The following is a 19,368-nucleotide window of genomic DNA, read 5'->3' as shown; positions in this document are numbered from 1 at the left end:
GCGTGAGGAGACGGCTGGATGAGCGGAAACGTGGTCAAGAGCGCGGCACGCGTGTTTGAAGTGCTGGAGCTGTTCAGCACATTGCAGCGACCGCTGAGCGTGCGTGAGATATCCACGCGCTGCGGCTATCCAGGCTCGAGCGCGGCGGCGTTGCTGACCAGCATGAAGGCGCTCGGCTATCTCGCGTACGACGACGCAACGCATACGTATGCACCCACTGCGCGGCTCGTCAATCTCGGCGAAGCGCTCGTCGATTCGACGGCAGGCAGCCGGCGGCACTGGCATGCCGTCGCGAAGCGGCTGGCGGTCCGCACGCGCGAGGCCGTCGTGATCGCGGTGCAGAGCGACCTGTACGTGCAGTACATCGATGCGGTCGAGGGCGCGCATGCGATTCCGATCCAGTTCTACGCGCCGATCGGCACGCGTCGCGAGATCTGCATGTCAGGCCTTGGCTGGGCCCTGCTGAGTCTCCAGCCGGACAGCGCGATCCGCCGGCTCGTGTCGCGCAGCATCCGCCGGCTCGGCAAGTCGGGCCGGACGATCGACGAGGATGTCGTGCTCGACAAGGTCGAACAGACGCGCCGGTGCGGCTATTCCTATTCGGCGCATACGGTCACGCAGGGTGCCGCGATGATCTCGATGGTGATCGCGGACGGCTGGAACGGCCTGCCGCTGGCCATGGGCGTGGCCGGCCCCGTCGAGCGGATCCATCCGCAACGGGACGCGATTCTGGAAGCGATGCGTGACGTATTGGGTGAGCGCACCGAAGAAGCATAACTTCCGAGCTGGAATTTCAAGGTGTTCCGGCGAAATTCTTGATGGGAATCGGAATCGTTGCAGCTATAAGGATATCTGTTGTAAGCCCGACGCCTGGCATTGCACCATGCGAGAAGGCGGATTTTCAATTATTTGACGAACGTGTCAAAAAAACTATACTCAACTCAAAGTCGGGCTGCAAGGGTTGCCGATAAGTGACGCGGCTAAAGGATAAATGTTTTGCGAGATCGGCATTGTGTGAAGCTATCCCGATGTGGCGCGGCTTGCATCGATGGCGAGTGTCGGTTCCCAAGTTCCAGTCGCGTCCACGTAAATTCAGCATGCTGACTCTACCTTCGGCGCGTCTCGCTGCGCGCTTCCTGGAGTTGTCCGTCAATGAGCTCGAAGCAGCTCATTCCGCCATCGCCAACCGGTATTGCAATTACCGCGTCTGCGCTCAGGCGGCCGATGCGATTGCACCGATCGTGCTGCACGGCGTGGAGTGCGGGCTCTTTGCTGTATCCACGCTGGCATTTGGGCGCACCATCGAGATCGAGCCCGACGACCTCGGCGCTTGCCTGCTCATTACGACGACCATAAGGGGGCGGGCGGGAATGACTGCAGGGCAAGCGCAATACTACGGCGGTGAGCCGGGGGCGACCGTCCTTAGCTTAGCGTCGGACTCGCCGCGGTTCCATTACGAACCGACGGCGGAGGTCCTGAAGGTCCAGCTTGATCATCGGCGCGTGTCCGCAGCGTGCTGGCGCATGATGCGCCATCCGGGCCGCGCGCCGCTACGGTTCGAGATTGCGATGCGCGATTCCCATGCATTGACGCGATGGTTCATGCTGCTGGATTTCGTCGTGACGACGCTAAACGAAAGTGATGCCGTACTGAGAGATTATCTTGCGCCGAGCGTCGAGGAAATGCTTATCGTAACGTTGCTTGACACGCAACCTCACAACTACACGGCTGAGTTACATCGATCGAGCGGCGTGATTGCTCCCAAGCAGTTGCGTCGAGCTGTCGAGTTCATGGAGGCGCGGCTTGGACAGGCGCTGACGCTCACGGAAATTGCCGCGGCGGCGGATTGCAGCATCCGGTCGCTATCGCGAGCGTTCAGCGCATTCCGCCAAACGACACCGATGCAGCACTTGAACCATCTGCGACTGGAAAAGATACGTACCGAACTGATCTCGAACGTCGGTTCCGCGGCAACTATCTCAACGATTGCGCTGCAATACGGGTTCACTCATCTGAGTGCATTTAACCTGCAATACCGGCGGCGGTACGGCGAAACGCCATCGCAGACCCGTAGGCGGGCGCGCGATAGCTCGGGCTAGCAGTCGGGGTCACGAGATTTTGTACATTCCCCCGTCGACTGCCAGTGCCTGGCCGGTCACGAAGGCGCCGTCGTCGCTGGTGAGAAACAGGATCGGCCCGACGATATCTTCAGGCGTCGCGAAGCGCTTGATAGCCTGCTGCTGCCATACGCTCCGTGCAAGCTCGTCTGGAATGCCACTCGTGCCGGGTGTGCGAGTGAGTGCCGGCAGGATAGCGTTCACGGTGATGTTGTCGCCGGCCACTTCGTTGGCGAGCCCACGAACGAAACCGATAACGCCCATTTTTGCCGCCATGTAGTGGCTGAGTCCCGCGAGCGGCGTGCCGATCGAATTCGACGAGAAATTCACGAAGCGTCCCCACCGGTTCGCACGCATCAGCGGGACGAATGCCTTTGCTGAATGGAAATGCGAATCGAGGTTCACTCGTAGCGTGCGCGACCACAGATCGAAATCGAGATCGTCGAACGCAGCGAACGGATAAATGCCGGCGTTGTTCACGACGATGTCTGCGCGTCCGTAACGTTCGTCAACCGCCCGCGCGAAACCGATCCATGCCTTTGCGTCGCTGACGTCCCCGGTTAGCATAAGCGGATCGCCGCCGATCAGCGCACGCGTTTCCGATGGGGCGTCGAGATCGATCAACACCACTTGCGCGCCGCGCGCTGCTAGACGCGTGGCGACTTCTTGCCCGATTCCGCGGCCGGCGCCAGTTACGATAGCCACCCGCCCTTCATGGGTGTTGTTCATGACATCCCCTTCGATTTGAGGTTAGTGAAGGACCGCAATGAGTTAAAGCAGAAATAACGCCTCGATCGAAAAAGCATCGAACTCCGCACCGTTCCAGAGTGCCAATTCGCGTTGCTAGTTGGCCGTCACGAACCAAGCCCGGCGACTCACTTATTTGATGCTCAGACCAATCGCGACCACCCGATGACGATTGCTCCAAACCGCCGGGCCGTCGTCTTTGTCCGGCCAGGAGTCTGAACCGTCACATGGCCACCCACACCGGGGGGTAACTCCGATTTGGCGACCCAGCGGAGTGAATTGGCAGCATATGGGTATGCATGGTTCGTCCGGTTGTATAGGTGCCCCGATTTGTTGCCGGCGTCGCTTGGCGTCCACATGCCGTCGATGAAATGACCATACTCGTAAGGAAATCCTGCGCTTGCATTCGCGTTTGATGGAGCATTCTCGGTCATTGAGATCTTTTCCTGGATACTGTCTGTTCGCGGGTTCCGCGCTCGAGGCTCCTCACATGAACTGCGGTTGCTCACATCAGACGTCAAGGTAGGCGCGTGCGGACTATGTCGCTACCATCCGCTGGCCAGCGCCAATACATTCTTGCCAAAACGTGGTTCGCGCCGCGCGCAAACCCCGGGTGCCCCGGAGAGGTGGGGAAGAAGCGAGGGGCTCTCATAGACAATCGGCTTCCGTCTTCCCGGCCACGTATGACAGCAACAAAGCGACGCCGCTACGTCAGAACTTCTGCTGGACGCCAATCATGGCGCCGAGTTGGTTCATACCTGTCCCCACCGTTCCGCCTGCGGCAACTGGGTTGGCCGCCAGCTTGCTGTTGAACATGTACGCGACCGACGTATAGGCGATCGTGCGCTTCGACAACGCGTAGTTCGCGCGCGTAACGAGCAGTGTTGAGTTTGCGTCGTGGCTTCCAGCATCGCGGCTGCGCTGCAGGTAGCGGACGCCCTGGGCGTCGACGGAAAAAGCCGGCGTGACCGAATATGTTGCACCGGCGAAAAAGATGTCCGATTGCAGGTGGGAGGCGGCCGATATGTTATTTCGTATCCAGCCGATACCGAGCTTGGCCGTGCCCGCGACCAGGTAACCGTCGATGATATTCCGCGTTGCAGTGGATGTGCTTCGATTCAATGGGGCGGATGCTCCGGTGCCGCCTCGCATCACGTCGAAGGACGCCGCCACGCCGAAAGTAGCAGTATCGTAGGCGACGAGTGCGGTGTATTGCCGGCACGCCAAGATGTCCCCTGCTACCTGTCCGGCGCAATTTGTCGCACTCGGTCCCGCGGGGCCGGCTGCGTCTCGACCGAAGCTGTATGTGGCTCCGACGGTGATGCCGCGGAAGCGGCCGAAGTAGCCGATAGCATTGTCGCTGCGTGCATTCGGCAGGTACCCGTCGAGCACGTACAACGAATGAATAGACGGCCCGATTACGTCGGCCTTCGCCAACGCGTAGGTTGTCATGTTCATCTGCCGGCCAAGCGTCAATGCACCGTAATCGCTGTCGATCCCAACGTTGGCCTGCCGGCCGAATAGGCGGCCGCCGTAATTCAGTGCGCCGGTGCCTGGCTGGAACCCCGATTCGAGCACGAAGAACACGCGGTAGCCACCACCAATATCTTCAGTACTCCTAAACCCGAAGCGGGAGGGTAATTCACCGGTCAGAATGGGCAAGCCAACCCACGATCCATCATGTGGAGTCGCGTGGTTGTAATAGGATATGCCCGTATCGACAATTCCGTAGAGCGTGACGCTGCTTTGCCCGTATGCGAGCCCTGACGCCGTCGCGAACACGGCGGCGCTCCATTTGATTTTCATGACGGTTTTATCTCCATTCTGGCGTTGCAACGCCTTGTTTAGAATATGTTTACTTCGCATGCGCGATCGGTGCTCTATTCGAAAACACTTGTGTGCGCCAATCAATTTGTAGGACTGGATTTGGCCCGGACGAGCTGGTCGGATCGGTCGCCGCTCACCCGAAAAATGTGGCTTCATACCGGCCAGAATGCAAGCTTGCGTGCGACGAATCAGCGTGCCTGTAGCAGAGCGCCCGCGTCAGGGATCTTGGGTGCCGGAACCAGATTGTCGGGCATCCGGCGGACGTACACATCGCGGTGGAGACCGTCCGAATCCCGGTCGCATCATCGATGCGTCGGACAGCCGGCAGCGACTGCATTTTTACGCAGGCGGACGCGACGATCACGTCAGCCCCCGCTGTATTCAAACGCTTTACGTCGTTCAGCAATTGCAACGGATTCCGCCTACCGACTTCGAGGTTGCCGGGAGTCTCGAATCAGATCGCATCGACGACCTCGATGCCCTCGAGCTCGATGTACTGGACGACGAGGTTGGTCAGCCGCTTCACATACGGCGCCATCAGCGCGATGCGGCGTGCACCCAGCGTATTCAGTTCGTCCAAGAGCGCCGGCAGACGTCATTACCGGGACCAGGTAATGATTGGCTCGCGCGACCTCTGTCAATCGACGTTCGGTCATGCGGTGATAGCCGAGGCCCATGGACACGATTGTGACGAGGCACGCCGTGCTCATCACGTCCACGCGCGCGTCGGTGAGTTCGGCGGCACAGCGCAGGGCTCCCCTCTCCATCGCGGCCAGTTCCTCCTTTGCGACCTTGTACATACGCATGCGGCGCGAATGGAAGGTGAAGCGCTCAGCCGAACGGACAGACTCGCGAGCGCGAAGCATCGCCGGAATCTCGGTATCCATCGTCGTGCTGGAACTGGGCACGATCTGTCTGTTGCGGAAATGTCTGGTCAAGGTATGGTCCTTTTCGTGCGGTGTGGAGGGTCAGCTGCGGGAGGCGACGTCGCGTGGCGTTGGTTCAAGCGTTTTTGCCCGACCCGGCAGGTCGCCGGCTCGCCAGAAGGCGAGAGTTGCGAGTAGAGCCGCGACGCACGGCGCGGCCGCCGCCATGAGTAGGCTGGAGGACGGCCAGTTCAATCGCACAAGTTCGCCGCCAACTACGGGGCCGAGGATCGAGCCGAGGCGGCCTACGCCGAGCGCCCAGCTCATGCCAGTGGACCGCAACGCGGTCGGGTAAAACACCGCGGCTAGCGCATTCAGCGCGGTTTGGCCGCCGAGTACACCGAAGCCAGCGATCGCAATGGCGATGAAAGCGCTCGTCAGGGAGCCGGCCACCTGACCGATCGCGGCGACCGCCAGCGCCGAGCCGACGAAGGTCAGCGCTAGCGTGGGCCCGAAGCCGTACCGGTCCACCAGCCAGCCGAGAAGAAGGTTACCCGCGATGCCCCCGACCCAGAAGACCATGCCGGCGAACACGGCCTGAGAGGTGGTGTGTCCCGCACCGTTCATGATCATCGGTAGCCAGTTTGCGAGAAAGTAAACGGCCAGCAAGTTCATAAAGTTAAGGACCCAAAGCAGCGCGGTGCCAGTTCCGAGCGCATGATGGAATAAGTGCAAGAAAGGCATGCCGGCGGCTTTCTTCTCAGGAACGAAAATTTCGACGTGCGGACCAATTGCGAGCGCGGGATCAATGCGTCGCAGAAGTGCTCGAACGCGGTGACGGCTGCGGTGTTGCATTGCCATGAACTGAGGCGATTCAGGCATACCCACAATCATCGCGATGGCCACCAGCAATGGTGCAGCTGCGCCGACGATAAACACGGATCGCCAGCCGAATGCCGGAATCAGCGGCGCGGCTACGGCGCCACCGATCGCGCCGCCGACGATGAAGCCAGAGGAAATGATCATCATCGTCGTAACGCGAATGCGCGTCGGGCTGAACTCCCCAGCAAGGGCGACCGCGTTCGGGATAATTGCGCCCATGCTCAATCCGGCAGCGAACCGAAGCAGTAGCAGCTGCGGCACTGAGCCAGCTTGGGCCGTCGCATACACGCTCGTCGCAAGGAATGTCATGGCGCCGATTAGCACCGGCCGTCGGCCGATGCGGTCCGCCACGGGGCCGAGTAACAGCGCACCGATCGTCATGCCGACAAGGCCCGCTCCGAACACGTGTCCGAGGTCGGCACGGGCGATGCCCCATTGTTTGATGATGGCGGGCGCGACATAGCCGATTGCCTGCACGTCGAAACCATCAATAATTAGGCATAGTGTGCAGAGGCTTAGTACGAAATACTGCAGAGCCCCGAGACGACTGCTCCCGATAACGTCGGCAACATTGATTGTGGTTGTCTTGGTCATAGTATTTTCCTTTATTGCGCGCGTGCCTGAAGCGTGTCGTAGGCGTCGACAAACAACGGGTCGCGTCGCCGAAGGTCGTCGCGGGTCACCTTTTCGGTTCGGCACATGTAGTCATAGGCGAAGCTGACCGGGTCGAGATGCAACTTGCTGGCGACGCTCTCGTACCAGTCGAGGCTCTTTGCCGCCGCGCCTAGAAAGCTGAACGACGCGGGCCGGCGCGCTGCCTCGAAGGCAGCGAACGCGGCCGGTAGGTCGCATGGCGTCGCCGCTATTGCACGGTAGAGCGCGATCGCGTCCTGCATCGCCATGCGGGTACCGGAGCCGAGCGAGAAGTGCACAGTGCGCAATGCGTCGCCGAGCAAGACAATGTTGTCGTGATGCCAGTTTGCGGTGTTGACGATGTTGGCTTCGAACCAGAGCGAGCGGTTGGTCAGCAGTACATTGCTGCCCAACTCGGAGCGGAACACGTCGGTGCAGAACCGACGGCTTTCGTCCTCGCTGGCGTGGTCGAGCCCGGCACGGCGCCACGTATCGGGGTCCGTTTCGATCAAGAAGGTCGACAGGTCGGAGCTGTACTGATAGCAATGCGCAATGAACACGCCGAGCAGCGTTTCGCGAAAGATCAGCGAAACGGGATGGAAGAGCTGGTGCGTTCCGTACCACGCGAATTTGTTGCGGCGCTGAACGAACTGCGGGCGAAAGTGATCGGCCAGTTGAGTGCGTATCGAGCTGTTGCCGCCGTCGGCAGCCACCAGCATGTCGCAGTCGGCCGCGAGCGCGTGCACATCCTCGATGCGCCGGCCGTATTCGATCCTGATACCTTCGCGCTCGCAAGCACGCTGCAGGACTCGCAGCATGTCGATGCGCGACGTGCGCGAAAAATGATTACCGTGGACCTGAACATGAGTGCCACGGTGAACGATTTCCATGTAGTCGCAACGTTCGTGATGCGCGATGAATTCGTCGAAGAACGTCATATCGGCTTCCTTCAGGAACGACAACCCGATATCGGAGAACACTACGCCCCAGCCGTAGGTCGCACCCTCCGGATTCTGTTCATAAATCGTGACGCGATTAGATGGATTGTATTTTTTGGTTAGTAATGCGAAGTACATGCCGGCCGGGCCGGCGCCGACAATGTCGATTTTCATGATGCGTTGTCCTTGACGAATTCATTCGAAGTGGCGCCGGTACAATCTCGCTGGTGGTCTAGCAACGCCTGGCGGAAAGCGGGCGGGATAACGATCGAGCTGCGCTCGTCGTGCGCGGCGCATACGGTTGTGCGGCGTGCGGTGAAGGCGTGCGTTGACCGCGGTCGGGCCTTGCGGCGTGCGGGACGCGATGTCCAGCATGTACGAACGATTGCGCACGTCCGCCACTCGCGTGGTCATGTCGAATTCGTCGTCGGGTCGCAGCGCGCCGATGCAATCGAACGACAGCGCACGGCTTGGCGTGCCGAAGCCGAGTGCGCGTTGTGCACACTGTGGCGTACCGCCGAGCAACGCTCCGGAGAGCAGTTCGCCTGCGCAGATTACGAAATCGGCGAAGGTGGCGGCGTCGACCACGCAGGCGGGCTCGCATCCGTTCCATTTCATTCGACGGCGCACCGTGGGCGGCCGTTCGCCGATCAGGTGTTCGATTGGTGCGGGCGCGTTCATTGTCCAGCTTCCTGCGCGATGAGATCGACGATGATCCGTTTCATCGCAGGCTTATCGACCTTCCCCACGCGCGTGACGGGAAATGCGTCGATTACCTCGACTCGCTCGGGGCACTTGTACCGGGCCAGGCCCCGCTTAACGAGGAACCGCCCGAGCGCCTGCACGTCGGGCGCTTGCATGCCCGGGCGAGGGATGATGAAGACGCAGCCTTTTTCGCCATAGAACGGGTCGGGCATGGGCACCAGCTTGGCGTCGGCGACCGACGGATGCTGACTGACGTGGCTTTCGACTTCCTCGCAGCCGATCTTTTCGCCGCCGCGGTTGATGTTGTCCCGCAAGCGCCCTTCGAACGTGTAGTAAAGCGCGCCGTCCACTTCATGCGCGGTTGCCATGTCCCCGGTGCGGTAGAAACCGTCGGACGTAAAGGCTTGCTCGTTGGCCTCCGCGTTCGCGAAGTACCCCGTAAGCGTCGACGGCCCGCGGAAGCATAGTTCGCCGATCCGGCCGCGTGGGACGGGCTGTTCTGAGCCTGGTTCCAGCAAACGGATCTCGTCATCGTCGCACCCGGAGCGCCCTTGCGTCTGATGTCGTACCCGGTCTGGAGCATCGGCCGGCGAGCCGAGCAGTAGACCTTCCGTGGTACCGTACAGGTTCGAGCACGGCACGCCCAAGTGTGTTTCCAACGTATCGGCGCGGCTCATCGTTGCGAACAACTCGAGCGACGACAGATCATGCCGTGCGATATCTGCCTAAGCCATCAGTTGCGGTGCGATCGGGCCGATCGACAGCGCATGCGTAATACGGTGCCTGCTGATTAGGTCGAGCATCATCGGAATGTCGACCTGTGGCATCAGAACGACCGGCAGTCCGATGAGCACCGCTGGAATCAGGGCGTAAAGCTGGCCAGCGTTGTGCACCAGTGGCAGTGACCAGATCAACCGGCTGTTAGCGTCAACGCGATAACGTCGCATCCAACCCGCCGAGTGGCCGAGATACTCGGCATGGAACCGCGGAATGATCTTGGGGATGCCCGTCGTGCCGCCGGAGAGCTGGAAGCTGAGTACGTCCGACAAGCCGATCCGCACACGCGCTAGGCGTTCGCGCGCTTGCCCGAGCGGTATGCCATCGATCAGCGTCTGCATAGCGACTGCGCCAGCATGTTCGCCGCGCACGATCACCCGATGCTCAATCCACGGATGACGCGCCGACATCGATTCGGCGAAGACCGGCAGGTCGAAGCGGGGGCTGAAATCCGCCTGAATGAAGTAGCCGCGTGCACGGGATAGGTGCGACAGCTGACCGATTTCGATCTCGCGATGCTGCGGTAGCGAACACACCGGCACGATGCCGGCCTTGAAGCAGGCGAGCAGAGCGATTGCGGTTTCTACCGTAGTACCGAGTTGAAAGATCGCACGGTCGCTTGGGGCGAGGCCCCGCGCGAGCAATGCGGCACCGAGGCGTTCGGTGGCCTCGTCGAGTTCGGCGAAGCTGATCTTTCGGTCATGACCGACAAACGCGAGTCGATCCGGATAACGCAGTGCGGTGGCGCGCAGTGCGTCGCCGACGGTACTGGCGATCCACGCGCCGCTGGCGAGTGCTGCCTCAGCACGGATTCGGCAGGGATAAACGACACCGCTAATCGGTTGTTCGATTCGTATCTCCATTATGTCTCCTCTCGCCGCGGCTCAGGACTGTAACGGTGCGATGCGTACGATGTCGTGGTCGTACTGCTCAATGCGCCCGTGCAAGCCGCCAGTGAGCATGCTGTACCAAAGCGCGGGCTTGAAGCCGAGCGCGCGGCGCTCGAACTCGATCGGCCCGTCGGCTTCGATAGAATCGTATTCTTCACCTTCGTGCACGCGGCAATTGGGATGCTGCAATGCTGTGCGCACCAACGGCGCGAATTCCGCCACGCGGGGCACGGAGATGCGCACCGGCGCGGCGGAGGCATTGCCGCGTTCAGCGACCAGCTCCGCCTTGCGGTTCCATATCGCGTCGATGGTATCCATCGGGCGACCAGCCGCGCGTGCGGCGTCCTCCAGCGTCATCGCCGCCTCGAGTGTGAGCTGTGCATCGGTGGCATCAACAGTTGTCAGCGAGCGCAGCTTATGCGTGAACTCCACGAAGTAGCCGTTGGGATCGCGTACGTAGACGGATTCGATCACTTCGTGCCGGGTTTCCATCGATACGTCGAGCCCTTGAGCATCGAGATGTCGCTTCCACGCGCGTAGCTCGTCCGGGCCGTCGACAAGCCACGCGGTATGTGTGGCGTCGGCGACATGATCGTCTGGAAGCGGGCGAGCGGTCGTGCGTGCCGGGATCTCGGCTGGCTCTTCGCTGCCGAGGTAGTAGAAGAACGCGATGGTGCTGCCGTTGCCGCTGTCGAAAAAGAAATGCAGGAAGTCCGGGTGCGTCGCAGGTCCCCAGCCGCGTGCGGAAATCACGTGCACGAGCGGCAGCCCGAGCTTGTCGCGGTAGAACTCGACGGTTTCACGCAGTCGCCAGGTGGGCCGTGCGGTGTGGTCGACACCGTGTAGCTTTAGCGGGGGAAGAGGGTGAGCATGCATGACTTGTGTCGTCCATTGAAAGTCGTGATGACGAAGACGGGCCGGGAACAGCTGGCTGTCCGGTCAGGGCGAAAAGTGCTCGCTCAGCCATAGAGCGAGCAGACGTCCCGCCTCGAGCCGCCCGGGCGCTTCGTGTGCGCTCAACGCGCGGCCGTGGTGATCGCCGCGTACGCGGTGGTGGCGTTTGGATGGTGACGCGATCGCATCGACGATGGTCTTCACGTCGCTCGGAAAGCACGCTTGGTCGCCGGTGTATTCGATGATGAGCACAGGCTGGACGATCGAGCGCGCAGTGCTGGCCAGTGACGCGTTGGACGACAGCGCCGACCAAGTCGAAAGCCAGCTCTCCGGTGTGCACTGCCGTGCAAAACCGACCGCGCCGTAGTTGGACACGTACGGATCGGCGCCCCACAGAGAGCCGAACTTGCGATCCGACGCATCGAGGCCGAGATCGAAGCAGCGTAGGTCGGCGTCGGTGCGCCAGATGTTGAAGATCGGCGTGTGCGCGGCGACGCGCCGGTCGTCTGGTTTGACCGAAATGCCGCTCGCGCCGTTTTCCTTTACGCGCCGACGAGCGTCCTGACGACGTGCGATCAACGATCGCGCGTACGCGTCGAGGCGCGCTACGCGTGCACGCTGTGCCGCGCGATATCGGTCGACAAATTCAGCGCTATAGCGGGTGTTGCCTTTGCCCAAGTACCCATTCGCCGGTGACAGGGGATCGAGCGACGGATCGACGGAGAGCGGATCGTTCTCGTTCGAGACGCTCGGATCAATGCAGTTGAGTAACAGCGCACCCTGCCCGGGGTGCGGACCGACTAGCGCGAAACCGTCGACGGTGGGCATGTCGAGTTCGGCGAGCTGTGTTATTCGTCCGCCAGGCGTGCATGCAATGCGCTGCGCGCCCGGCAGCTCGGACTGCTGCACATAAAGGGCATAAAGTCCGGCGCCGCCCGAATTGCCGAGCAGCACGATGCGCCGGAACCCTGCCGCGCGCAGGTATTGCAGCCCGGCGGCCACGTCGTGCAGCGCGAACTCGTGTTCCAGCCGCAGGTCGTTGCCAACAGCGCGCGGTGACTGCGACCACGCAGCGTAGCCGGCGCCCACGATATCCGGAATCAGGTAATGGCAGGCCATGAACTCGCGCGGATGCATCACGCACACCACCGTGTCCGTCGCGATCGGCGGACGGTACAGTGAGCCGCCGGTGGCTGCTTGGTCGGCGGTGCGCAGCACGACGTTCGTCGTGACCGTGCTCGGCGGAACGTCACGCGGATTCCAGTCAGCGTTTAGAAAGCCTGCGATGGCCTGGGCGATCGGCTTGCTGGATGAAGGCAAATCGTTCATCGGACGAATCGCGCGTGCGCGCTCCTGACATTGACCATGCGCCAATGCTAGGGAGTGTTGACGACCGCGTCAAATATTTGACGTAGATGTAAACACTAACTGAAACGCAGATGAGAAACTCGCGGCTGGTCTAGTCCTTACCGCCGAGCAGCGTGTTCTCGAGTGTGGAGAGCGCGTCATGCATTTCCGTCAGTGCACGGCGAATGTCAGCGCGTTCGTTCGAAGGCCGGGCGCTGTCGTCGGTCTCAACGCAGAGCATGCGCAGCCCGAGCGAGGCGATGAGTTCAGCAACCGCTTCGGCAGACTTTTGCCTGCGGGTATCGAACCACCACGCGGACCAGTTGCACATCCCGATGATGGCGAAAGCCGCTATGTCGGCGTCGACGGCTTGGAATGTGCCAAGGTCGATACCACGCCGGATGACGTTCACGAAATTGTTTCGCACAGCTCGGCGGGCAGTCTGAGCGGCGGCGCGCTGCGGATCCGGCAGGCTGCTCTCACTGCGTTCGACGACGCGAAACTGCAATGGGTGCGAGAGGATAAGGCCAGCGTGGCCGAGGATGAGCTGTCGAAGTCCCTCCTGTGGCGGAAGCTCTGGGCGTTGAGCGACAACTTTCGTGAGATCGCTCGCGCGCTCAGTCACGTCGCGGGTGAGCGCTTCAAGCATCGATTCCTTGCTAGGAAAGTAGTAGTACAGCGCCGTGCGGGTCATGCCGACCGCGTCTGCAATATCGTTGATATTGGTACCGCCGAAGCCTTTTTCGATGAACAGCAGCGATGCGGCATTGAGTATGGCCTGCCGCTGAGCGTCGCTACGGGTCGGGCGCGATTTAGCCGGGGCTGTCGTTTTGCTCATGCGTAGTTTGGGAGGAGTCGCTTCAGGTTGACGAATGTTAGCATCGGCCATCGACGCGCCGGAACTAGCGGCCGGTGTGCACAACAAGCAAGCGATGCAAGTGGCGGCGTCGGTCGTTAAGACTGCGTCCCACACTCGACCGGAAGTCGTGGGGCTGCGCGATTGACGCATGAAGCACGCAGGGAGTGCGCGTCACGAGGACAGCCGCGTGCACAGCGGCCTTCGTCTCCAGCGTGCCTGTCACCGCGACGATACGCTCGCTCGTTTTCACGCTGATGTCAAACTTCGTGCCACCAGCCGTTGCCAAGTCAGCCATCAACCTCGCCTCGATTCCCATTTTCGTGGGGAGAGTCCAGATGAGGCGGTAGCTTCAACCGGTCGATGCAAACGCTCGATCGAATCGTTCAGCCGGCGTATCGAAGTTTAGTGTCTTGCGTGGACGTTCGTTGAGCCGTCGCGCGATAGCGTTGAGCTTGGCTTGCTCCCTAATCAACCTACCCAATCGAAGTTCTGGCGAGGTTTCCCTGACGAGTTAATCCGGCATTGTGCCGGTCACTAAACGGCGCTTTCGTGGAGGTGTCCTGCACCTTGGTTTTCTTGCGTTGCTTGAAAGCGAACCATACGGTGGCGGGAAATCGATGTGCTTGAGGACGAGCATCGCGCAAATACGCGGTATCGATTAGAGCGTTTGCATGCACGACGGAACCCGTTAGTGAAAGCAGTGCATGGCCCGATCGCTATGATCGGTACGCGCGTGGCGCAACTCCGTTTGGTGAGGAGCCGCACGGTATCGGTGCGGTATGTGCTCGTACTATGTGGATAGTCGGTCAATGCTTCGCGACAGGGCCTGCGGCGTGTGATCAATTTCGGGCTGTGACCGGGCGTCCCAGCACAGACGAACGGCGGATACTAAATCGGCGATAGGGAAAATACTTCAGTGAGCGAATTGACAGATGAGCAAACGCTGAAAGAATATACCAATAGGCACCAACTGCACCAGATCATCGCGGGGCTCACCGCGGGTGTGATCCTGGTCGAGCCTGACCAGCGGATCGTCTGGGCGAACGACGCCGCGCTCGCGATGCACGGCGTGACCGAGCTGAAGGCGCTCGGCGCGACCGTCACCGATTACCGCGAGCACTTCCGGCTGCGCTACCGGAACAACCACCCCGTGCGCGATGGCCACTATCCGATGGATCGCGTGATCGCGGGCGAGGAGTTCAGCGACGTGACGGTCGAAGTTGAATCGGTCGCCGACGAAACCGTGAGTTGGGTCCACCGCATCCGCAGCCTGGTGCTGACGAATGCGGCCGGCGAGCCCGATTGCCTCGCGCTCGTGCTGCACGACGCGACCGAATGGGCGAGCGCCGAGGAACGCTTCGAGCGCACCTTCAACGCGAACCCTGCGCCGGCCGTGATCTGCCGGCTCGGCGACCTGCGCTACGTGAAGGTCAACCAGGGCTTTCTGGACCTGACCGGCCACGCGCGCGACGACGTGCTCGGCCGCTCGGTGTACGAGATCGACGTGCTCGACCAGGCCGAGCGGCGCGAACTCGCGATCGAGCGGCTCGGCGAAGGCGCGACGATCCCGCAGATGGAGGCCGTGCTGAAGCGCGCGGACGGCAGCACGAAGGCCGTGGTGGTTGCCGGGCAGCCGATCGACATGAACGACGAGGCGTGCGTGCTGTTCACGCTCATGGATCTAGAGGCGCGCAAACAGGCCGAGCGCGCGCTGCGGCAGAGCGAGGAACGCTTCGCGACGGCGTTCCGGATGGCGCCGGTCGCCACCGCGATCGTCACGGCCGACCGCTTCGAATTGCTCGACGTGAACGGCGCGTTCGCCGCGATGACGGGCCACGCGCAGGACGACCTGCTCGGCAAATCCGCGGACGAGATCGGGCTATGGGCCGAGCGCGCCGCATGGCAGCACATCGAGAGCCAGCTCGCGCGCGACGGCAGCGTGCGCAACGCCGACGTGCAGATCCGCACGCGTGAAGGCGACGTGCGCGATTGCGTCGTGTCGGCCGATCCCGTCGCGATTCACGGGCGCGACTGCCTGCTCGTCGCACTGCTCGACATCAGCGACCGCAAGCGCACGGAGATGGAGCTCGTCTATGCGATCGAAACGGCGATGCAGGATGCATCGTGGTTCAGCCGCACGCTGATCGAGAAGCTCGCGAACGTGCGGCGTGCGAATGCGCCGGATGCGGGCGCCCAGCTGTCGGACCTGACCGCACGCGAGCGCGACGTGTTCGACCTGCTGTGCCACGGTCTTGCCGACAAGGAGATCGCCGGCCGCCTCGGGCTCGCGCCGAACACGGTGCGCAATCACGTCGCGACGATCTACGCGAAGCTCGACGTGCACAGCCGCGGCGAGGCGATCGTGTGGGCGCGCGAACGCGGATTGGTTAGTGGGGCCGGCATACGCGGCAATTGACGTCTTGAGTGGATCGAGCGTGATTTCAAAGATGGTGGAAGATGCGCAGGCAAGTGCTTTGTAAGCTCTTACGTTCAACGGACCGCTAAATCTCAATACAAGGCGACATCTGTGATTTAAGCGGCACTTCCAATTCAGACAGGGACTCCATTGTTCACAAGCACTCCCTCGATCTCTCTGGCACCTGCACTTACAAGGGTCGCTAGTCGACCAACCACACGTTCCTCTGTCGTGTGCGGAACGACATAACTCAGACTGCCGATTGCGGTCCGGGCTTCGTTCAGGATGGGGGCTGCGATACCGGTTCTGCCAGGGTCAACGTCAGAGTGTGTAACCATGCACGCGGACTTACGCCACGCCGCGAGCGTATCGCGAAATTCTGCGAAGGACGTTCCCAGACCCGCCTGTTCAATTGCGCGCACGTGCTGGGCATAAATCGCCTTCATGCCTCTTGCCGGTTGATTGGCGAGAATAACCTTCGACGTGGCACCGAAGAATAAAGGCATCGGCCTCCCGCGCTCGTAACTAACAGGTTCTTGCGGTCCGGTGGTTAGGACTTGATGAATGCACAGGACACAATCTGCGGCGGGCCGGCAAAGCAAAATCGCAGATCCGTCTGGGGCAAATTTCGATAGGTCAGCCATGACAGGTCGAGCCGCCTTCAACAACGGATCCGTCAATTGAATTTGGCGATCGAGCTGAACGATTGCCGGTCCGAGCCCGTAGTGCCCTACGGTGGCAGCTGCAACGAGTCCCGCCTCGTCCAGCGAGGCGAGATAACGATAGGAAGTAGCCAACGAAACCGAAAGTGCGGTGGAGATCTCCTCCGCTGTCCATACCGGCTTATCGATTGAAAACAGTTTCAGTACTGCAAGCGACCGATCCGAAGTACTCATGATCCTAGGTGTCAAGATTCGTTGGCAGTCTATTATCGCGTATGATTTAGCTACGCATCCATGCTCGCCCCCAGCTATTCAGCGTGCGTTCACTTGCAGGCCACACACCAGCTGTAGAATCGATCGACACTTGTTGCAATTCTGCCGAGAACTCTAGACGGTTGCCATCAGGGTCGGTGACCATAAAGAACAGATTGTTGCCGGGGCCGTGGCGTCCCGGGCCAAAGAAAATGGGGATCTCAGCTGCAGCGAAACGATCGCCCCAATCCCGGATGTCATTCCACTCGTTCGTTTCGTAACAGTGATGATCCCATTCATTGCGACTACCGCGAAAGAATGCAAGCGTGTGGTGATCGTCGTCGGAACGCAGGAACACTGCGGCTGCGCGCGAATCGTCGCTCACCACCTCGTCAGATACAGTAAAGCCAAGCTTGTCGACGTAGAAGCGCACTACATCGTCCAGCTCAGTTGTCTGAAAGACGCAATGTTGAAGACGTGCCGGCGCTCCCGAATGGGGCAGAGTGTGGCATGCGACACCAAACGCAGTTTGGCGTCCCTGCGGGTCAGCCACTACAAACGAGCCCGGTTCCAGCAAAGGATCGTGTAGTGGTTCGCATGCGATATCGTTTGCCGCAAGGCGGCATCTTAGAGTCTGGAGCTGAGAGTCGGTGGAGATCCGATAGGCGGCGTAAGCGAGATCTGCGGTCGCACCCGGTCGAATCAATATCGATCGACGTGGCCCCGATAACAAGCGGAGCTCATTGAGTGGTGTTTCGGCGCAATCCATCATCTCGCAGTAGAAGCGGGCCAGCCGCTCCGGCTGGGGTGAATCGACGCAAAGATGGTTTAGTTGAGCCGGGGTTTCTTTCTGCAGGCTGGTCATCGTGATATCCAGTTGATTGCTGGTGGTAACGTGATGGATGAGTCGTCGGGAGATACCCCCGGTACGCTGATAGTGGCATCGACGCCCAACACCGTGGCGAATTCGTCAGCGAATGTGTGCTCTTGTGACGGAAGGAATGCGCCCGCAGCGTAACGGTCTGGCCGTAGCACAATGACCCGGTCGCAGTTGTGAGCGAGCGCGTTTACGAATGCAGAGTCGTTGCTCACAGCTACGGTCCAGCCACGCTGTTCCAGCATGCGTTCCGACACGCCGTTGGGCTCAGGAAGAATCCATACAGTTGCGGCGCCTAGATGACGCCAAAGTTGATGAGCGGGCCGCAGGCTGGTCCCGACCGATGGTCGTCCAAAGCGGAGGAGGGCAAAACGTGGTCCAAGAAGATCATCGAGCGGCATCGATCGACCGCGGGACGTCACGAATGGTTGCGGAAGCATTCGCCCCCGAACGCTGTGACGCCCGAGTTCGTCAATAGGTCCGAGCAGTCCGCAGGCATACCTTGGTTTCGGCTTGAACTTCATTTGCAGAAAGTAGTCGCGGACAGGTGGTACGTATGCTGCGATCCGGAAAAACGACTGCCATGCCCATGCGCTGCAGCGCGACTTCGGTGCCATGACCATGCCTAGATTCAGCGCCAGGCGAATTAGTGCCCATGCGTGCTTTCGACGCTCGATCTCGTATGAAAGAAGCACTGATTCCGGCAGTTGCCCGCGCACGACGGCGGATAGCTTCCACCCCAGATTGTGCGCATCACGTACACCACTGTTCATTCCTTGGCCAGCATAGGGTGGGGTCAAGTGCGCAGCGTCGCCGGCCAGATAAACTCGGCCGACTTGCCAGTGCTCCGCTACTCGTGCATGGAAGGTGTAGACGGTTTTGCGCACAATGTCAGTTTTTCGACTCCCTCGAAACGGGAACAGCCATTTGCGAACCTGTGCTTCTGTTACGACGTCGTCTGCGGACTCGTGCGAGTGAATGAGAATTTCGAAGCGGCGAGTTTTGTGTGGACCGGGAACGTCAACGACTGCCCGGCGGGGATCACAATAGACCCGCATCTGAGAGAAGCTGTCGTCGTCATTTTCAGTATCGATCACTAGCCAGCGAGACTTGAACGTCGAGCCCACCATCTTGACACCCAGTAGTCCGCGTATGGGACTACGGCCGCCGTCGCATCCTACAAGATATCGAGCCCGTATTGAGAGTGCGGTACCGTCGGGGCAACGGACAGTGGCATGTACTCCGTGTTGCTCTTGGTAGAACGATTCCAAAATATGGCCGAATAGTGCTTGCACGTTCTTGAATCGATTCAAACCTTCATGGACGGAGGCTTCGAACAACGGCTGCCTGAACGCGTTACGGCGTGGGTAGCCATATTCGCTCGCAGTTGGCTCAACACGTCCAAAGCACCGACCACCTACACGGGTCAAATAGTGCACGCCATACCCAGGAACGACGTCCCGCATTACGGGCTCTATCAAGCCGATTGCCTGCATGGTTCGCAAGGATTCGTCATCGATGGAGACGGCCCTGGGTTCCGCTACGGTACTAGTCTTTCGGTCAAGTAAGATGCATTCGATCCCGTCTTGCCCGAGGACGTTAGCGAGCGAAAGACCGGTGGGTCCACCGCCGACGATCAATACGCTAGTGTTGATTTCTTTGAGATCCATTCGTTTTCT

At 60.6% G+C, this 19,368-nt stretch carries 14 protein-coding genes and 2 pseudogenes; 3 read left to right on the top strand and 13 right to left on the bottom strand.

The features are described 5' to 3' along the window. The first annotated feature begins 18 nt into the window (after positions 1 to 18). Together G3N93_RS02215 and G3N93_RS02210 are read left to right on the top strand one after the other, a co-directional pair. Positions 19 to 777, top strand: coding sequence for an IclR family transcriptional regulator (locus tag G3N93_RS02215; RefSeq protein ID WP_174985411.1), 759 nt, complete (start codon positions 19 to 21; stop codon positions 775 to 777). Positions 778 to 1,097: 320 nt separating this feature from the next. After that, positions 1,098 to 2,099, top strand: a complete 1,002-nt coding sequence (locus G3N93_RS02210) for an AraC family transcriptional regulator (RefSeq protein ID WP_206121406.1) — start codon at positions 1,098 to 1,100, stop codon at positions 2,097 to 2,099. 9 nt (positions 2,100 to 2,108) lie between these two features. On the opposite strand, the gene G3N93_RS02205 is transcribed toward G3N93_RS02210, so the two are convergent. The 10 genes and pseudogenes from G3N93_RS02205 to G3N93_RS02160 all read right to left on the bottom strand — a co-directional run bounded on the left by G3N93_RS02205 (position 2,109) and on the right by G3N93_RS02160 (position 13,461). After that, positions 2,109 to 2,846: an SDR family NAD(P)-dependent oxidoreductase gene (locus tag G3N93_RS02205; protein ID WP_174985415.1), complete on the bottom strand. Its 738-nt coding sequence runs from the start codon at positions 2,844 to 2,846 to the stop codon at positions 2,109 to 2,111. A gap of 729 nt (positions 2,847 to 3,575) precedes the next feature. Next, complete coding sequence (locus G3N93_RS02200) at positions 3,576 to 4,670, bottom strand: porin (RefSeq protein WP_174985416.1); 1,095 nt, start codon at positions 4,668 to 4,670, stop codon at positions 3,576 to 3,578. Between the two features lie 209 nt (positions 4,671 to 4,879). After that, positions 4,880 to 5,629 (bottom strand): annotated as a pseudogene (locus G3N93_RS02195) (Asp/Glu racemase). A gap of 30 nt (positions 5,630 to 5,659) precedes the next feature. Further along, positions 5,660 to 7,033 (bottom strand): MFS transporter, encoded by a 1,374-nt coding sequence (locus G3N93_RS02190; RefSeq protein ID WP_174985418.1) that lies wholly within the window; start codon positions 7,031 to 7,033, stop codon positions 5,660 to 5,662. An 11-nt stretch (positions 7,034 to 7,044) separates the two neighbouring features. Then, positions 7,045 to 8,184 (bottom strand): FAD-dependent monooxygenase, encoded by a 1,140-nt coding sequence (locus G3N93_RS02185; RefSeq protein ID WP_206121407.1) that lies wholly within the window; start codon positions 8,182 to 8,184, stop codon positions 7,045 to 7,047. 21 nt (positions 8,185 to 8,205) lie between these two features. Further along, complete coding sequence (locus G3N93_RS02180) at positions 8,206 to 8,691, bottom strand: thioesterase (RefSeq protein WP_241011398.1); 486 nt, start codon at positions 8,689 to 8,691, stop codon at positions 8,206 to 8,208. Further along, a pseudogene (locus tag G3N93_RS02175) lies at positions 8,688 to 10,355 on the bottom strand (AMP-binding protein). The gene G3N93_RS02180 and the pseudogene G3N93_RS02175 overlap by 4 nt, the downstream one beginning before the upstream one ends. A 21-nt stretch (positions 10,356 to 10,376) precedes the next feature. Next, complete coding sequence (locus tag G3N93_RS02170; RefSeq protein ID WP_174985423.1) at positions 10,377 to 11,258, bottom strand: VOC family protein; 882 nt, start codon at positions 11,256 to 11,258, stop codon at positions 10,377 to 10,379. Positions 11,259 to 11,321: 63 nt separating this feature from the next. After that, positions 11,322 to 12,605, bottom strand: a complete 1,284-nt coding sequence (locus G3N93_RS02165; RefSeq protein WP_174985425.1) for an alpha/beta hydrolase — start codon at positions 12,603 to 12,605, stop codon at positions 11,322 to 11,324. A gap of 130 nt (positions 12,606 to 12,735) precedes the next feature. Continuing rightward, on the bottom strand, positions 12,736 to 13,461 hold the full coding sequence (locus G3N93_RS02160) for a TetR/AcrR family transcriptional regulator (protein ID WP_174985427.1): 726 nt from the start codon (positions 13,459 to 13,461) through the stop codon (positions 12,736 to 12,738). Between the two features lie 937 nt (positions 13,462 to 14,398). Between G3N93_RS02160 and G3N93_RS02155 the strand changes: the two genes are divergently transcribed. Beyond that, positions 14,399 to 15,898 carry a helix-turn-helix transcriptional regulator gene (locus tag G3N93_RS02155; protein WP_206121408.1) on the top strand — a complete coding sequence of 500 codons (1,500 nt, stop codon included), beginning with the start codon at positions 14,399 to 14,401 and terminating at the stop codon, positions 15,896 to 15,898. Between the two features lie 134 nt (positions 15,899 to 16,032). Here the strand turns inward: G3N93_RS02155 and G3N93_RS02150 are convergent, their stop codons facing one another. Genes G3N93_RS02150 through G3N93_RS02140 form a run of 3 tightly spaced genes read right to left on the bottom strand, consistent with a single transcriptional unit; the run spans position 16,033 to position 19,359 of the window. Further along, positions 16,033 to 16,794: an IclR family transcriptional regulator gene (locus tag G3N93_RS02150; RefSeq protein ID WP_174985431.1), complete on the bottom strand. Its 762-nt coding sequence runs from the start codon at positions 16,792 to 16,794 to the stop codon at positions 16,033 to 16,035. 46 nt (positions 16,795 to 16,840) lie between these two features. Beyond that, the gene (locus G3N93_RS02145) at positions 16,841 to 17,677 is read right to left on the bottom strand and encodes a VOC family protein (RefSeq protein ID WP_174985433.1); all 837 of its coding nucleotides are present in this window, start codon (positions 17,675 to 17,677) and stop codon (positions 16,841 to 16,843) included. Next, positions 17,674 to 19,359: a bifunctional 3-(3-hydroxy-phenyl)propionate/3-hydroxycinnamic acid hydroxylase gene (locus G3N93_RS02140; RefSeq protein ID WP_206121409.1), complete on the bottom strand. Its 1,686-nt coding sequence runs from the start codon at positions 19,357 to 19,359 to the stop codon at positions 17,674 to 17,676. Before G3N93_RS02140 ends, G3N93_RS02145 begins: the two co-directional genes overlap by 4 nt. Positions 19,360 to 19,368: the final 9 nt, after the last annotated feature.

The sequence above is a fragment of the Burkholderia sp. Se-20378 genome (assembly GCF_017104665.1).
Classification (GTDB): domain Bacteria; phylum Pseudomonadota; class Gammaproteobacteria; order Burkholderiales; family Burkholderiaceae; genus Burkholderia; species Burkholderia lata.
This window is presented reverse-complemented; position numbering and strand designations above follow the sequence as displayed.

Bases quoted from the DNA above. Each gene is read 5' to 3' on its own strand.
- G3N93_RS02215 (WP_174985411.1), top strand. From the start codon at position 19: ATGAGCGGAAACGTGGTCAAGAGCGCGGCACGCGTGTTTGAAGTGCTG.
- G3N93_RS02210 (WP_206121406.1), top strand. From the start codon at position 1,098: ATGCTGACTCTACCTTCGGCGCGTCTCGCTGCGCGCTTCCTGGAGTTG.
- G3N93_RS02205 (WP_174985415.1), bottom strand. From the start codon at position 2,846: ATGAACAACACCCATGAAGGGCGGGTGGCTATCGTAACTGGCGCCGGC.
- G3N93_RS02200 (WP_174985416.1), bottom strand. From the start codon at position 4,670: ATGAAAATCAAATGGAGCGCCGCCGTGTTCGCGACGGCGTCAGGGCTC.
- G3N93_RS02190 (WP_174985418.1), bottom strand. From the start codon at position 7,033: ATGACCAAGACAACCACAATCAATGTTGCCGACGTTATCGGGAGCAGT.
- G3N93_RS02185 (WP_206121407.1), bottom strand. From the start codon at position 8,184: ATGAAAATCGACATTGTCGGCGCCGGCCCGGCCGGCATGTACTTCGCA.
- G3N93_RS02180 (WP_241011398.1), bottom strand. From the start codon at position 8,691: ATGAACGCGCCCGCACCAATCGAACACCTGATCGGCGAACGGCCGCCC.
- G3N93_RS02170 (WP_174985423.1), bottom strand. From the start codon at position 11,258: ATGCATGCTCACCCTCTTCCCCCGCTAAAGCTACACGGTGTCGACCAC.
- G3N93_RS02165 (WP_174985425.1), bottom strand. From the start codon at position 12,605: ATGAACGATTTGCCTTCATCCAGCAAGCCGATCGCCCAGGCCATCGCA.
- G3N93_RS02160 (WP_174985427.1), bottom strand. From the start codon at position 13,461: ATGAGCAAAACGACAGCCCCGGCTAAATCGCGCCCGACCCGTAGCGAC.
- G3N93_RS02150 (WP_174985431.1), bottom strand. From the start codon at position 16,794: ATGAGTACTTCGGATCGGTCGCTTGCAGTACTGAAACTGTTTTCAATC.
- G3N93_RS02145 (WP_174985433.1), bottom strand. From the start codon at position 17,677: ATGACCAGCCTGCAGAAAGAAACCCCGGCTCAACTAAACCATCTTTGC.
- G3N93_RS02140 (WP_206121409.1), bottom strand. From the start codon at position 19,359: ATGGATCTCAAAGAAATCAACACTAGCGTATTGATCGTCGGCGGTGGA.